General features: G+C 70.3%; 14 protein-coding genes and 1 tRNA gene. 4 read left to right on the top strand and 11 right to left on the bottom strand.

The annotated features are described in order from the left end of the window. The 3 genes from NS331_RS03490 to NS331_RS03480 form a co-directional block, all read right to left on the bottom strand. The coding region (locus NS331_RS03490; RefSeq protein WP_153012735.1) for an ATP-binding cassette domain-containing protein at positions 1–504 on the bottom strand (504 nt) is incomplete at its 3' end. A 48-nt stretch (positions 505–552) separates the two neighbouring features. Next, positions 553–1,446 (bottom strand): ABC transporter permease, encoded by an 894-nt coding sequence (locus tag NS331_RS03485; RefSeq protein ID WP_058640624.1) that lies wholly within the window; start codon positions 1,444–1,446, stop codon positions 553–555. After that, positions 1,443–2,402, bottom strand: a complete 960-nt coding sequence (locus NS331_RS03480; RefSeq protein WP_058640623.1) for an ABC transporter permease — start codon at positions 2,400–2,402, stop codon at positions 1,443–1,445. The genes NS331_RS03485 and NS331_RS03480 overlap by 4 nt, the downstream gene beginning before the upstream one ends. A gap of 102 nt (positions 2,403–2,504) precedes the next feature. Between NS331_RS03480 and NS331_RS03475 the strand changes: the two genes are divergently transcribed. After that, complete coding sequence (locus NS331_RS03475; RefSeq protein WP_058640622.1) at positions 2,505–2,783, top strand: YfhL family 4Fe-4S dicluster ferredoxin; 279 nt, start codon at positions 2,505–2,507, stop codon at positions 2,781–2,783. A 24-nt stretch (positions 2,784–2,807) separates the two neighbouring features. Here NS331_RS03475 and NS331_RS03470 read toward each other — a convergent pair whose 3' ends face one another. The 8 genes from NS331_RS03470 to NS331_RS03435 all read right to left on the bottom strand — a co-directional run bounded on the left by NS331_RS03470 (position 2,808) and on the right by NS331_RS03435 (position 9,115). After that, positions 2,808–3,317 carry a hypothetical protein gene (locus NS331_RS03470; RefSeq protein ID WP_153012734.1) on the bottom strand — a complete coding sequence of 170 codons (510 nt, stop codon included), beginning with the start codon at positions 3,315–3,317 and terminating at the stop codon, positions 2,808–2,810. A 32-nt stretch (positions 3,318–3,349) separates the two neighbouring features. Beyond that, entirely contained in the window at positions 3,350–3,979 is a 630-nt protein-coding gene (pth, locus tag NS331_RS03465; RefSeq protein WP_058640620.1) for an aminoacyl-tRNA hydrolase, read from the bottom strand. A gap of 204 nt (positions 3,980–4,183) precedes the next feature. Next, the gene (locus NS331_RS03460; RefSeq protein ID WP_058640619.1) at positions 4,184–4,819 is read right to left on the bottom strand and encodes a 50S ribosomal protein L25/general stress protein Ctc; all 636 of its coding nucleotides are present in this window, start codon (positions 4,817–4,819) and stop codon (positions 4,184–4,186) included. Positions 4,820–4,947: 128 nt separating this feature from the next. After that, positions 4,948–5,922, bottom strand: coding sequence for a ribose-phosphate pyrophosphokinase (locus tag NS331_RS03455; protein WP_058640618.1), 975 nt, complete (start codon positions 5,920–5,922; stop codon positions 4,948–4,950). 54 nt (positions 5,923–5,976) lie between these two features. Beyond that, a tRNA-Gln gene (locus tag NS331_RS03450) sits at positions 5,977–6,053 on the bottom strand. A 70-nt stretch (positions 6,054–6,123) separates the two neighbouring features. Then, complete coding sequence (gene ispE, locus NS331_RS03445; RefSeq protein WP_058640617.1) at positions 6,124–6,993, bottom strand: 4-(cytidine 5'-diphospho)-2-C-methyl-D-erythritol kinase; 870 nt, start codon at positions 6,991–6,993, stop codon at positions 6,124–6,126. Then, entirely contained in the window at positions 6,990–7,490 is a 501-nt protein-coding gene (locus tag NS331_RS03440) for a lipoprotein insertase outer membrane protein LolB (protein WP_058640616.1), read from the bottom strand. Before NS331_RS03440 ends, ispE begins: the two co-directional genes overlap by 4 nt. Next, on the bottom strand, positions 7,487–9,115 hold the full coding sequence (locus NS331_RS03435; RefSeq protein WP_242873636.1) for a tetratricopeptide repeat protein: 1,629 nt from the start codon (positions 9,113–9,115) through the stop codon (positions 7,487–7,489). Before NS331_RS03435 ends, NS331_RS03440 begins: the two co-directional genes overlap by 4 nt. A gap of 237 nt (positions 9,116–9,352) precedes the next feature. Between NS331_RS03435 and mutM the strand changes: the two genes are divergently transcribed. The 3 genes from mutM (at position 9,353) to mutY (ending at position 13,475) form a co-directional block, all read left to right on the top strand. Then, the gene (gene mutM / locus NS331_RS03430; RefSeq protein ID WP_058640614.1) at positions 9,353–10,168 is read left to right on the top strand and encodes a bifunctional DNA-formamidopyrimidine glycosylase/DNA-(apurinic or apyrimidinic site) lyase; all 816 of its coding nucleotides are present in this window, start codon (positions 9,353–9,355) and stop codon (positions 10,166–10,168) included. A 209-nt stretch (positions 10,169–10,377) separates the two neighbouring features. Then, positions 10,378–12,360 (top strand): dynamin family protein, encoded by a 1,983-nt coding sequence (locus NS331_RS03425; RefSeq protein WP_058640613.1) that lies wholly within the window; start codon positions 10,378–10,380, stop codon positions 12,358–12,360. A gap of 50 nt (positions 12,361–12,410) precedes the next feature. After that, positions 12,411–13,475 carry an A/G-specific adenine glycosylase gene (gene mutY, locus NS331_RS03420; RefSeq protein ID WP_058640627.1) on the top strand — a complete coding sequence of 355 codons (1,065 nt, stop codon included), beginning with the start codon at positions 12,411–12,413 and terminating at the stop codon, positions 13,473–13,475. Positions 13,476–13,485: the final 10 nt, after the last annotated feature.

Genomic DNA, 13,485 nt, shown 5'->3' with positions numbered 1-13,485 from the left:
GGCCAGCGCCATGGCGATGCCGATGCGCTGGCGCTGGCCGCCGGAGAACTGGTGCGGATAGGCGTCCAGCCGCGAGGCCGCATCGGGAATGCCCACGCGGTCGAGCAGGGCCAGCACTTCCTTGCGCGCCTCGGCCTTCGACAGGCCGCGGTGCAGCCGCAGTGGCTCACCCACCTGGCGGGCGATGGTGTGCACGGGGTTGAGGGCCGTCATCGGCTCCTGGAACACCATGCCGATGCGGTTGCCGCGGATGCCGCACAGCGCCTTCTCGGGCAGGCCGACGAGCTCCTGGCCGTCGAAGCGGATGCTGCCGGTCACGCGCGCCGTGTTGGGCAGCAGCCCCATGAGCGCCATCACGGTGATGGACTTGCCGCAGCCGGATTCGCCGACGATGCCGAGCGTCTCGCCGCGTTCGAGCGAGAAGGAAATGCCGCGCACCGCCTCGGCCGGGCCTCGGTGGGTCTGCAGGCCGATGTGCAGGTCGTGGACGTCAAGCAGGGCCATGGATGGGTCAGCGGGCGGCAGGAAGAGAGGCGAGGGAGAAGGCGACGGTCATCGTGCGCGCGCCAGGCGGGGGTCGAGCAGGTCGCGCAGGCCATCGCCCATGAGGTTCAGCCCGAGCACCGCCATGGCAATGGCCGCGCCGGGCCACACCGCCAGCAGCGGCTGCTGGAACATCAGCGTCTGCGCCTCGCTCAGCATGCGGCCCCACGAGGGCTGCGGCGGCTGCGTGCCCAGGCCCAGGTAGGACAGCGCGGCCTCGGCCAGGATGGCGATGGCGAAGCGGATGGTGATCTGCACGATCAGCACCGCCGAGATGTTGGGCAGCACGTGCTGCATGGTGATCGCGAACGGCCCCTTGCCGCAGGCCTGCGCGGCGGCGATGTACTCGCGCGACCACACGGCATTGGCCGAGGCGCGCGTGATGCGCGCGAAGATCGGGATGTTGTAGATGCCGATGGCGATGATGGCGTTGACGATGCCGGCGCCGAACACGGCCGTCAGCATGATCGCCAGCAGGATGGCCGGAAAGGCCAGCGAGAAGTCGGTGAGGCGCATGATGGCCTCTTCGACCCAGCCGCGTTTCGCGGCCGCCAGCAGGCCGAGCGCCGTGCCGGCCACCAGGCCGATGCCCACCGCGATGATGCCCACCAGGATGGACGCGCGCGCCCCCACCAGCAGCAGCGAGGCCACGTCGCGCCCGAAGGCGTCGGTGCCCAGCCAGTGCTTCGCCGACGGACCGGCCAGCTTGTTGGCCATGTCCATGTCGTAGGGCGACAAGGGCGTCCACACGAAGGACAGGCCCGCCGCCACGATCAGCGCCAGCGTCAGGACGCCGCCGATCATGAAGCTGCGGTGGCGCAGCGCACGCTGCCAGAAGCCGTGCCGGCCCGCGGTGCGGCCGGTGGCGGGCGTCGTGGCCGCAGGAATGCCGGCGCTGCTCATATGTCGGAAGCCTTGATGCGCGGGTCGATCACGGCATAGAGCACGTCGACCACGAAGTTGACGATCACCACGAAGGCGGCCAGCAGCATCACGCAGTTGCGCACCACGACCAGGTCGCGGTTGCTGATGGCCTGGAAGATCAGCCGGCCCAGGCCGGGCAGGTAGAACACGTTCTCCACCACGATGGTGCCCGCCAGCAGTTCGGAGAACTGCATGCCCATGACCGTGATGACCGGGATCAGCGCATTGCGCAGCACGTGCAGCCACAGCACCGCGCGCTGGCTCACGCCCTTGGCGCGGGCGGTGCGCACGAAGTCCTCGCGCATCACCTCGAGCACGCCCGAGCGCGTGATGCGCGCCAGGATGGCCGCCTGCACCACCCCCAGCGACAGGGCGGGCAGCAGCAGCGCCTTGATGCCGTCGAGGATGCCGCCCATGCCTTCGCCCCAGCCGTCGAAGCCGCCCGCGGAGAACCATTGCAGCTTCACCGAGAACAGCAGGATCAGCAGGATGGCAAACCAGAAGTTGGGGATGGCGATGCCCACTTGCGTCAGGCCCATCAGGCCCACGTCGCCCAGCTGGTTGTGGCGCGAGGCGGCGGTCATGCCCACCACCAGCGCCAGCACCGTGGTCAGCAGCATGGCCATGAAGGCGAGGGGAATGGTCAGCTGCAGCCGCTCGAGGATCAGCTCGGCCACCGGCGAGCCGTAGGTGTAGCTGTCGCCCAGGTTGCCCGTGAGCATGCCGCCCACCCAGTGCCAGTAGCGCGTCCAGGCCGGCTGGTCCAGACCCAGCTTGGTGGCCAGGGCCGCAACGGCGTCGGGCGAGGCGTCGGGGCCCATCAGCATCTGGGCGGCGTTGCCGGGCAGGATCTCGAGAACGAGGAAGATGATGACCGACGCCCCGATCAGGGTGCCGACCAGCGTCGCCAGACGCTTGAGAAGAAAGAGACTCATCGTGAAAGCAGGGCCGGTGCCGGCGCAAGCGGCGCAGCATAACCGCTGAGGGAATAGTTCACGCCCATGCAACCTGCGTGCCCACCCAGGGATAATCCGGGGATGGCCCTGATGATCACCGACGAATGCATCAATTGCGACGTCTGCGAGCCGGAGTGCCCCAACGACGCGATCTCGATGGGCGAATCGTTCTACCAGATCGATCCGCACCGCTGTACCGAATGCGTGGGCCACTTCGACGAACCGCAGTGCGTGCAGATTTGTCCCGTGGCCTGCATCCCGGTCAACCCGGCGCACGTGGAGACGCGGCCGATGCTGATGGCCAAGTACGAGCGGCTGACCGGCGATGCGGCGCAGCCGCAGCCTTCCGTCCAGCGCTGAAGCCGGTCGCCGCCGTCCGGCGGCTCAATCGACGGGCTTTTTCTTTTTCTTCTTTGGGCCGGCCGGCGCTTCGCCCGCACCCCGTGCCGTGAAGTCGCCGCCCACTGTGTGCCGCTTGGGCGAGCGCGGCTTGTGAAGGCGCTCACCGTCGAGACTCGACGTGGCCTGCTGTCCGGACGGGTGCGCGAACACGCCGGGCCGCTGGCGTGCCGCCCGGTCCTCCTGCCGCTCGCGCTCGCGCGCCATGGCGTCGGCGTGGCGCTGGATGCGGTCGGTCTGCGCCTGAGATTCCCGCGCCGCCTGCGGCGAGGCGGCCGGCGGCTGGCTCATGGCCTTGCCGTCGTCGCACGGAAACTGGCTGTAGGTGTTGCCGCAGCGCCAGATCGTGCCGCTTTGCGACTTCATCGGCTGGGCCACAGCAGCAGTGCACAGGCAGGCGGCCATGGCCGCGCCCAGCAGGCGCCGCCGCATGCCGCGGCCGGGGCCGCGGTGGTGATCGGTGTGCGCCGGTTGTGTTGTGTAAATGGGTCGCACGGTTCCTCCCTGATCGAAACGGATGGTTGGGACTAGCCTGGCGGTTTCTCCCCAGGCGCGCTCTCCTGGCGCGGCGGCTTGGGCCGCGGCGGCTTATGCGTGTGGATCTGCTGCATCGCGGTCGTCATGTCACCCGCCAGGAGGGTGGGCACCGCCCGCAGGCTGCGGACGATGGCGTCGTCGATCGCCTCGCGCTGTTCGCGCAGCGGCTTCTTGAGCACCCAGCCCACGACTTCGGACTTCACGCCCGGATGGCCGATTCCGATGCGCAGCCGCCAGTAGTCGCCGGTGCCCAGCTGCGCATGGATGTCGCGCAGCCCGTTGTGGCCGGCATGGCTGCCGCCGAACTTGAGCTTGGCCTGGCCGGGCACGACGTCGAGTTCGTCGTGCACCACCAGGATCTCGTCGGGCGCGATCTTGAAGAAGCGGGCCAGGGCCGCGACGGACTTGCCCGAGAGGTTCATGAAGGTCTGCGGCTCCAGCAGCCAGACCGTCTGGCCACCGATGTTGGCGCGGGCCACCAGGCCGTGGTAGCTGCGCTCGGGCACCAGGTTGAGCTTCCAGTCGCGGGCGAGGGCGTCGATCCACCAGAAGCCGGCGTTGTGGCGCGTGTCCTCATAGTCGGGGCCCGGATTGCCGAGGCCAACGAAGAGCTTGATCATGGGGCTGGATTATCCCGAGGGGGCCGGCGCGCTGCGCGAGGCGCGGCAGCGTCGTTCAGAAACGCAGAAGAAGGCCCCCGACTTCCCGCTTCGTGGGGGTGCTGCCCCAAGGGACGCTTGTCAATTTGGGCGGCCCGGCAATGAAAAAGGCCCGCCGGGTGGGGCGGGCCTAGAGCAATGGCCGCGGTGCGGCCAGGGCGCGAATTACTTCTTCTTGCCCTTGCCCTTGGCGGGCTCGGCGGCCGGAGCGGCAGCGGCGGCGGGCGCCTCTTCCTCTTCCGGCACCGGGGCGACGGCCGAAGCGATCACCGGGTTCGGCTTGCCGTGGGTGATGGCCTTGGCGCGGCCGGGCAGCTTGATGTCTTTGAGGTACACGGTGCCGCCGTTGGTCAGGCCCGACAGGTCGACCTCGATGAACTCGGGCAGGTCGGCCGGCAGCACGCTGATTTCGATTTCGGTCATCACGTGCGTCACCAGGTTCTGGTGCAGCTTGACGGCTTCGGACTCTTCCTCACCCTTGAAGTGCAGCGGCACCTTCACGGTCAGGCGGGTGCGGGCATCCACGCGCTGGAAGTCCACGTGCTGGACCAGCTGCTTGTACGGGTGGTACTGCACGTCGCGCAGAAGCACCTTGGTGACGTTGCCGCCCAGGTCCATCTCGAGGATGGAGGAGTGGAAGGCTTCCTTCTTCAGGGCGTGCCACAGCGCGTTGTGGTCGAGCTCGACCAGTTGCGGCTGGCCTTCGCCACCGTAGACGATGCCGGGCGTCTTGCCCGAATTGCGGAGACGGCGGCTCGCACCCGTGCCCTGCTTGGCGCGCTCGAAAGCGACGAATTTCATAAGTGACTCCTGTGAGGCCAGGGCCCGAGGCCCGCCTCTGTGGCACCCACCGCGACCAGTGCGGTGCCGTTCGACAAAAAGGCGCCGCGAGGGCGCCCACTGAAAGTTCCAGGACCGGGCGGCGCGCTTTACGCGGCGCTGTCCGAATCCGAGAACAGGCTCATGACCGACTCGCCGTTGGCGATGCGGTGGATGGTTTCCGCGAACAACGGGGCCACGGACAGCTGGCGGATCTTGCCGCAGCCCAGGGCGCCGTCTGACAGCGGGATGGTGTTGGTGACGCAGACCTCGTCCAGGGCCGAACCCTGGGCGATGCGCTCGATGGCCGGACCGGAGAACACGGGGTGCGTGCAATAGGCATACACCTTCTTGGCGCCGCGCTCCTTGAGCACCTCGGCCGCCTTCACCAGCGTGCCGGCGGTGTCGATCATGTCGTCCATGATCACGCAGTTGCGGCCCTCGATCTCGCCGATGACGTGCATCACTTCGCTGACGTTGGCCTTGGGGCGGCGCTTGTCGATGATGGCCAGGTCGCAGCCGAGCTGCTTGGCGATGGCACGGGCCCGCACCACGCCGCCGACGTCGGGGCTCACCACGATCAGGTCTTCGTAGTTCTTGGTGCGCAGGTCGCCCAGCAGCACCGGCGAGGCGTAGATGTTGTCGACCGGAATGTCGAAGAAGCCCTGGATCTGGTCGGCATGCAGGTCCATGGTCAGCACGCGCGACACACCGACGGTCTGCAGCAGGTTGGCCACGATCTTGGCCGAGATCGGCACGCGCGAGGAACGCGGCCGGCGGTCCTGGCGGGCGTAGCCGAAGTAGGGGATGACGGCGCTGATCCGCTCGGCCGAGGCGCGCTTGAGCGCGTCGACCATGATCAGCAGTTCCATCAGGTTTTCGTTGGTCGGGGCGCAGGTGGACTGCACCACGAAGACCTCGCGGGCCCGCACGTTCTGGTTGATCTCGACCGTGACTTCGCCGTCGGAGAAGCGGCCGACGCGCGCAGCGCCGAGGGAGGTGCCGAGATGCTGGACGATCTCTGCTGCCAGGCCCGGGTTGGCATTGCCCGTGAAAACCATGAAATCAGGATGTGGGGCCTGCATGCGTGCTTCCCGGCAGTCGGAGAGAAAAGGTGGGGCCTGATGCTTGAGAGCATTTGGCAGGGGAGGAAGGACTCGAACCCTCGAATGCCGGAATCAAAATCCGGTGCCTTAACCAACTTGGCGACTCCCCTACACAGGAGGATGGCCAAGTGACCATCCACCGATGAATGTCGCAACCAGCCGCGAGCGGCCGGTCTATGCCTACGTGGCCCAATCCGAAAGCGGATGGATCGCGAGATTGCTGCAGGTCCGGTATTGCCAACCTTCGGGAAGATCCCTGGAAAGGTCGTCAACCAGGCCTTGCGGCGAATCGTTCGGCAGCTGCGCGAAGACGGCACTTCCGGAGCCGGTCATCCTGGCACTGAGGCCATGGGCATCGAGCCTTTGAAGGGCCTGATGCACCTGCGGGCAGAGCCGCTGGGCAACCGGCTGCAGGTCGTTGTGTCCGAATCGGAAGATTCGTTTGCCGTCCTGAGCAGCGAAGACCGCAACTATAGCAGCTTCCGTGGCTCTGTGAAGATCGGGTGACGAAAAAATTTCACGCGTGTCGAGGCCGGCGGCCGGCTTGAGCACCGCGAAGCGCGCCGGGGGCAGCACCAGCGGCGTGAGCTGTTCGCCGATGCCTTCCACCCAGGCGTTGCGGCCGCCCAGGAAGAATGGCACGTCGGCGCCGAGCGCCAGGCCGATGCGCGCCAGGTCGGCCAGCGGCAGGTGCAGGTTCCAGAGCCGGTTGAGCGCCAGCAGGCAGGTGGCCGCGTCGGAAGAGCCCCCACCCATGCCGGCCTGCGCAGGCACGCGCTTGAGCACGCCGATGTGCGCGCCGAGCGGGGTGCCGCTGGACTGCTGGAGCGCACGCGCGGCGCGCAGCACCAGGTCGTCGGGCGGCAGGGCCGGACCCAGGTCTTCCCGCGACAGGCCGCCGTCGCGCCGCAGCTCGACGTGCAGCGTGTCGCACCAGTCGATGAGCATGAACGCCGACTGCAGCAGGTGGTAGCCGTCCGGGCGCCGGCCGGTGATGTGCAGGAAGAGGTTGAGCTTGGCGGGCGCGGGCAGGTCGTAGAGGGCGTTCACGGCGCGGGTCGGTCGAACACCAGCCGCAGCTGTGCAGTGGGCAGCGGTGCGTCGCGCGTGGCCTGCAGCCGGCCCTGGGGCACCTGCGACAGTTCGGCGCGCCAGCCGGGCACCTCGGCCGGTCGGCCTTCCAGCCAGTCGAAGAGGGCGCCCACGGGCAGCGCGGCACCCGTGACGGCCTGGGTGAGTTCGGCCAGGGAGGCATAGCGTCGCTGCTGGTTGCCGTCGCGCAGGATGGCCTCGCCGGGCGTCCATTGCAGGGCGCCGAGCGTGTTGCCCAGCGGCGTCGTCAGCAGCAGCTGGCCGCGCTCCGGGGAGCCTTCGAGTTCGAAGACGGCGGCGAAGGTCTGGGGTGGCGTGCTGTCCACGCTCAATGCCAGGCGGCCGCTCCAGCGTGCTGGGGTGTCGGTGCCCGCGGAGCGGCTGCGCGGCGTGGCGCAGCCGGCCACCAGCAGGCCGGCGCCCGCAGCGCCCGCGAGCAGGGCGCGGCGCCTCACAGCTTCACCCGCAGGCGGCGCAGGGTGGCTTGCAGCGTCTCGTTCTCCGCGTCGGCCATCGAGGCCTCGCGCCAGATGCCGATGGCGCGGTCGCGCTGGCCCTGGGCCCACAGCACCTCGCCGAGGTGGGCGCCGATCTCGGGATCGGGGCGGCTCTTGTAGGCGCCTTCCAGGATGCGCTGCGCCTCGGGCAGGTTGCCCATGCGGAACTCGACCCAGCCCAAGCTGTCGGCGATGAAGGGATCGTCCGGCGCCAGCTGCACGGCCTTGCGGATCAGCGTCCGGGCCTCGTCCAGCCGCACGCCCCGGTCGGCCAGGGAGTAACCCAGCGCGTTGTACGCAGCGGCGCCATCGGGGCGGGCCGCGATCACGCGGCGCAGCAGGCGCTCCATTTCGTCGAGGCGGTTGATCTTCTCGGCGGCCATGGACAGGTCGTAGACCAGATCGAGGTCGTTCGGCGCGTCGGCACTGGCCTTGGAGAGCAGGTCGTACACGGCCTGGTTCATCCTGGCTTCGCGCAGCACCTGGGCCTCGGCCAGCAGTTGCTGGCGTCGGTCGGCGTCGGTGCGGGCGGGCATGCTGCGCACCAGCTGGCGGGCCTCCGCCACCTTGCCCTGCTTGGCCAGCAGCATGGCGCGGCGCATCTGCGCGGCGGCCATGTCCTCGTCGCCTTCGACGCGCGCCAGGTACTGCTCGGCGGCGGCGAAGTCCTTGCGCCGCTCGGCCAGCTGGGCGAGTTGCAGGTAGGCCTGGGCGATGCCGCGGGCGCGTTCGTCGGCGTCGCTCTGCTTTGTGGCGAGGTCGAGGTAGCGCTGCAGCGAGGCCTGGGCCGCGGTGTCCTGGTGCGACTGCGCCTGCAGCGAGCCGAGCAGCAGCCAGGGATCGGGCAGGTCCGGGCGGGCGCGGGTCAGGGCGTCCATCTGCGTCGTGGCGTCGGCATAGCGCTGGTTGAGCGCCAATGCCCGCGCATAGGCGATGCGTGCTTCGGGTAGGGGATTGGGTTGGGCCAGGTAGCGGCGCACCAGGGCCTCGGCCTCGGGCCGGGCCGGGTCCATGAGTTCGAGGGCCAGCACGGCGGGGCCGTCCGCATCGGGGTCGACCGCGTTGCCGCGCTGGGCGGCGGCGAGCGCACCGGCCGGGTCGCCGGCATTGAGCCGCATGCGGCCCACGGCGGCCCAGGCCAGGCCGGCGGAAGGTGCGCCGGGCTTGAGTTCGTCGGCCAGCCCCTGTTCGACGGCCCGCGCGGCGGCGGCCTTGTCGGGCGCGCGGCTATAGGCGCGCACCATGGCGGCCAGCGCGGCGGGGCGCTCGGGCACGGGGGTGGCGGCCAGGTCGGCACGCAGCGGCTCGACGGTTTCGGCCAGGCGGCCGAGGACGATCAGGATCTGCAGCTCCAGCCGGCGGGGCTCGCGGGCGTCGGGCAGGGCCTGCTTCCAGGCCCGCACGGCGACGAGCGCGGCCTCCGGCGAGCGGGCGCGTACCGCGACATCGACGGCGCGCTGGAAGAGGGCGGGATCGCGGGTGCGGCGCGCGGAATCCAGCAGCAGCTGGAAGCCCTCCACGGGGTCGCCGCCACGGGCGTTGAGTTCGCCCAGCAGCACCTCATAGAACAGTTCGGCGGTCATGGCCGAGGGGCGCGCCGCCTCGGCAGAGGCCGCCGCCGTGGGAGCCGTTGCGGCCGGCGGGCCGGCGGGCGCCTGCTGGGCCAGTGCGGGAAGCGAAGCGAGGGTCAGGAGGGCTGTCGCCAGATGGCGCCGGCGGGGCAAGGGGCTCATCAAACCATAATAATCCATGACTTTGTCCGCATCCGGGAGGGGCGAAGGGTTCTCTTCCGACCGGTGGCGGGCCGCGTGGTTCCTCTCATGCCCGAGCTTCCCGAAGTCGAAGTCACCCGCCGCGGATTCGCCGACCGCATCGCCGGCGCCACCATCACCGCGCTGCGCGTGGGCAAGCCGCTTCGCTGGGCGCTGGCCGTGGAGCCCGACACGCTGGTGGGCCGCACGGTGGTGCAGGTGCGCCGGCGCGGCAAGTACCTGCTGATCGACCTGGACGCCGGCCTGCTGCTGCTGCACCTGGGCATGTCCGGCAGCCTGCGCTTCGCGCCCGCGCTGCCCGAGCCGGGGCCGCACGACCACTTCGACCTGGTGACCACCCGCGGCACGCTGCGGCTGAACGATCCGCGGCGCTTCGGCGCGGTGATCCATGTGGATGGCGAAGACGCCCCGCTCGCCCGCAAGCTGCTGGGCGGCCTGGGCATGGAGCCGCTGGACGAGGGCTTCGACCTCGAGCGCTTCCATGCCGGCCTGCGCAGGCGGCGCGCGCCGGTCAAGCAGGTGCTGCTCGCGGGCGACGTGGTGGTGGGCGTGGGCAACATCTATGCGTCCGAGGCGCTATTCCTCGCGGGCATCCGGCCCACGGTGCCGGCGGCGCGCATCTCCCGGCCGAGGGCGGCGCGTCTGCATGCGGCCGTGCGCGAGGTGCTGGCGCGGGCGGTGGAACTGGGCGGCAGCAGCCTGCGCGACTTCTCCCACATCGACGGCCAGGCCGGCCACTTTCAGCTGCAGGCCATGGTCTACGGCCGCGCCGGCCAGGCCTGCCGCCAGTGCGGCGAGCCGATCCGGATGCTGCGCCAGGGCCAGCGCTCGACGTTTTACTGCGCCCGCTGCCAAAAGCCCTGAGCAGGGCGGGTGGACGACGGCGTCCGCCGGATGGCGGTGCCTGCGCGCGGGCAGGCGGCCTCATTTCGCGCGAAGAATATCGGGCAGGTTCGCCGACTCGCCACTTGTGCGTGCCGCCCACGGCGCGCCTTGGCGACTCCCGCGGTCCACTTGAGGCGCAGTCGCCAACCTAAAATGTTATCTTTTGTAAATCACCCCGCGGGATTCTCTTGAGCGGCCCTTTCTCCCAGCAGTTCGAGCAGCACGGCGCCTGGCGCCGAAGCTTGGCGCACCGGCTTCGCTGGCTGTCCGCCTGGCTCACCGACAACGACCTGCTGGACGAGGCGGTGGCCGAGCGGCTGCGCGCCGTCGAGGCCCTGATGCGCACCAGCCGCGTCATGGTGGCCTTCGTGGCCGAATACTCGCGCGGCAAGTCGGAGCTGATCAACGCGCTGTTCTTCGCCGGCTATGGCCGCCGCATCATGCCGGCCAGTGCCGGGCGCACCACGATGTGCCCGGTCGAACTGCGCTACGACCCGGCCCTGCCGACCGGCCTGCGCCTGCTGCCCATCGCCACGCGGCTGCAGCCCGAATCGCTCCTGCACTGGCGCGAGACCGCCGAAGGCTGGACCGAAATGCCGCTGGTGCCGACCGATGGCGAGCAGATCGCCGCGGCCCTGCACAAGGTGGCCGAGGTCCAGCGGGTGCCGCAGGACGAGGCGCGTGCCCTCGGCTTCTGGCGCGACGAGGCACCCGACGACAACCCGCCGCTCGATGCAGCCGGCCTGGTCGAGGTGCCGCGCTGGCGCCATGCCGTGCTGAACCTGCCGCATCCGCTGCTGGAGCAGGGGCTGGTGATCCTGGACACGCCGGGGCTGAACGCCATCGGCGCCGAACCCGAACTCACCATGAGCCTGCTGCCGCAGGCACATGCGGTGCTGTTCATCCTGGGCGCCGACACCGGCGTCAGCCGCTCCGATCTGGCCATCTGGCGCGAGCACTTGGGTGCGGCCGGCCAGGCGGCGGATGCCCGCATCGTGGTGCTCAACAAGATCGACACGCTGTGGGACTCGCTCAGCAGCCCGGCCGAGATCGAGGCGCAGATCGCGCGCCAGTGCGCCGCGTCGGCCGAGACGCTCGCCATCGCGCCTGCGCGGGTGCTGGCCGTGTCGGCGCAGAAGGGGCTGCAGGCGCGCATTGCCAAGGACGCCGAGCTGCTGGCCGCCAGCCGTCTGCCGGCGCTGGAGGCCCTTCTTGGCCCCGGCCTGCTGGCCGAGCGCGAGGCCATCCTGCAGCGCGCCGTCGAATCCGGCGTCGCTGCCCTGCGCACCGAAGCGGGCCGCATCCTGCGCCAGCGCCAGCGCGAACTGGCCGAGCAGGCCATGGAGCTGGAAGGGCTGCGCGGCAAGAACGCCGCCGTGCTGCGCCACATGCGCCAGCGTGTCGAGCAGGAGCAGAGCGAATTCGAAGCGGCCGCCGCCCAGGTGCTGGTGCTGCGCCGTGCGCTGGACCAGCGGCTGAACGAAGCCCAGGCCGTGCTCGGCGCCACCGCCCTCAAGACCGACCTGGCCCAGTTCGCGCAGGCGCTGCGCCGGCCCGGCATCAAGCTGCAGCTGGCGCAGGTCTACGGCCGCACCTTCGACACGCTGCGCCACAACCTGTCGGAAGTGCAGGCCAGCCTGGGCGAGCAGCAGGGCCTGCTGCAGACCGCCTTCCGCCGGCTCAATGCGGAGCAGGGCTTCGGCCTGCAGGTGCCGGCCGAGCCCCGGCTGGCACAGTACATTGACGAGATGAGCAGCATCGAGCAGAGCCATCTGCATTACCTGGGCGTGGGCAACGTCCTGCGCTTGGCCCAGCCGGCCTTTTGCAGCCGGCTCGCCCAGGCCCTGGCGATCCGCGTGCGCGCCGTGAACGACGCGGCGCTCGGCGAACTGGAGGACTGGCGCCGCAGCGCCTTCTCGCAACTGGAGCGCCAGCTCAAGGAACGGCGCGCCGCCTATGCCAAGCGGGGCGAATCGATGGACCGCGTGCGCGAGGCCGCCGGCAGCCTGGACGGCCGGCTGGCCGAGATCGCCGGCCAGGGCGAGCACATCCGGCTGCTGGAGCGGCGGCTGCGCGACCTGTGCGAAGTGCTGGCCGGCCGCAAGCCGGACGTTCCGGGCAGCCCGGCGGCCCTCGCCGCTGCCGGCACCTCACCCCTGGCCACGGCGTGAGCGGCCGCCACGCATTGCCGGCGGCGGATGCGGCCGGTGCGGCGCCGGTCCTGGCGCAGGCCCGCCAGTGCGCGGATGCCTTCTGGCGCCGGCTCGTCGCCTGGCAGAAGACGCACGGCCGCAGCACGCTGCCCTGGCAGAACACGCGCGACCCGTACCGCGTGTGGCTGTCCGAGATCATGCTGCAGCAGACGCAGGTGTCGACGGTGCTCGGCTACTACGAACGCTTCCTGCAGCGCTGCCCCACCGTCGCCGACCTGGCCGCCGCGCCCGAGGACGAGGTCATGGGCCTGTGGAGCGGCCTCGGCTACTACAGCCGGGCGCGCAACCTCCAACGCTGCGCGCAGGAGGTGGTGGCGCGCTTCGGCGGCCGCTTCCCGCCCAGCGCAGAACTGCTGCAGACGCTGCCGGGCATCGGCCGCTCGACCGGCGCGGCCATTGCCGCCTTCTGCTTCGGCGAGCGGGTGTCGATCATGGACGGCAACGTCAAGCGCGTGCTGTCGCGCCTGCTGGCCTTCGAGGGCGACCTGGGCAGCAGCGCCAACGAGAAGCTGCTGTGGAAAGCGGCCGACCAACTGCTGCCGCCGGCCGGCGACACCGAGGCGATCTCACGCTACACGCAGGGCCTGATGGACCTGGGCGCCACCGTCTGCCTGCCACGGCAGCCGCAGTGCCTGATCTGCCCGGTCGAGGCGCTGTGCGAGGGCCGCCGCCAGGGCGATCCGGCGCGGCTGCCGGTCAAGACGCGCAAGCTCAAGCGCAGTGCGCAATCGCTCTGGCTGCTGCTGGCGCGTTCGTCTGGGGGCGAGGGGGTATGGCTGCAGAAGCGGCCGGCCAGCGGCATCTGGGCGGGGCTGCATGCGCTGCCGGCCTTCGACAGCGCCGAGGCGCTGGAGGCGGCGCTGCCCGCGGCCCTGCGGGGCACGGCGCGGCATTGGCCGGCTTTCAAGCACGTGCTGACGCACAAGGACCTGCACCTGCATCCGGTCGAAGTGTGGCTGGATGCGCAGACGCTCGCGGGTATCGACGGCCGCTGGGTCGCGGATACGGCTTGGCCGGCGCTCGGACTGCCCGCGCCGGTGCGGCTGCTGCTGGAAGCGCGCGCGGCAGACTGAGCGTCTATTT

This window comes from Pseudacidovorax intermedius (assembly GCF_001476815.1).
Lineage (GTDB): Bacteria > Pseudomonadota > Gammaproteobacteria > Burkholderiales > Burkholderiaceae_C > Xenophilus > Xenophilus intermedius_A.
Note: the sequence above shows the minus strand (reverse complement) of the source record. Positions and strands in the feature narration are given on the sequence as shown.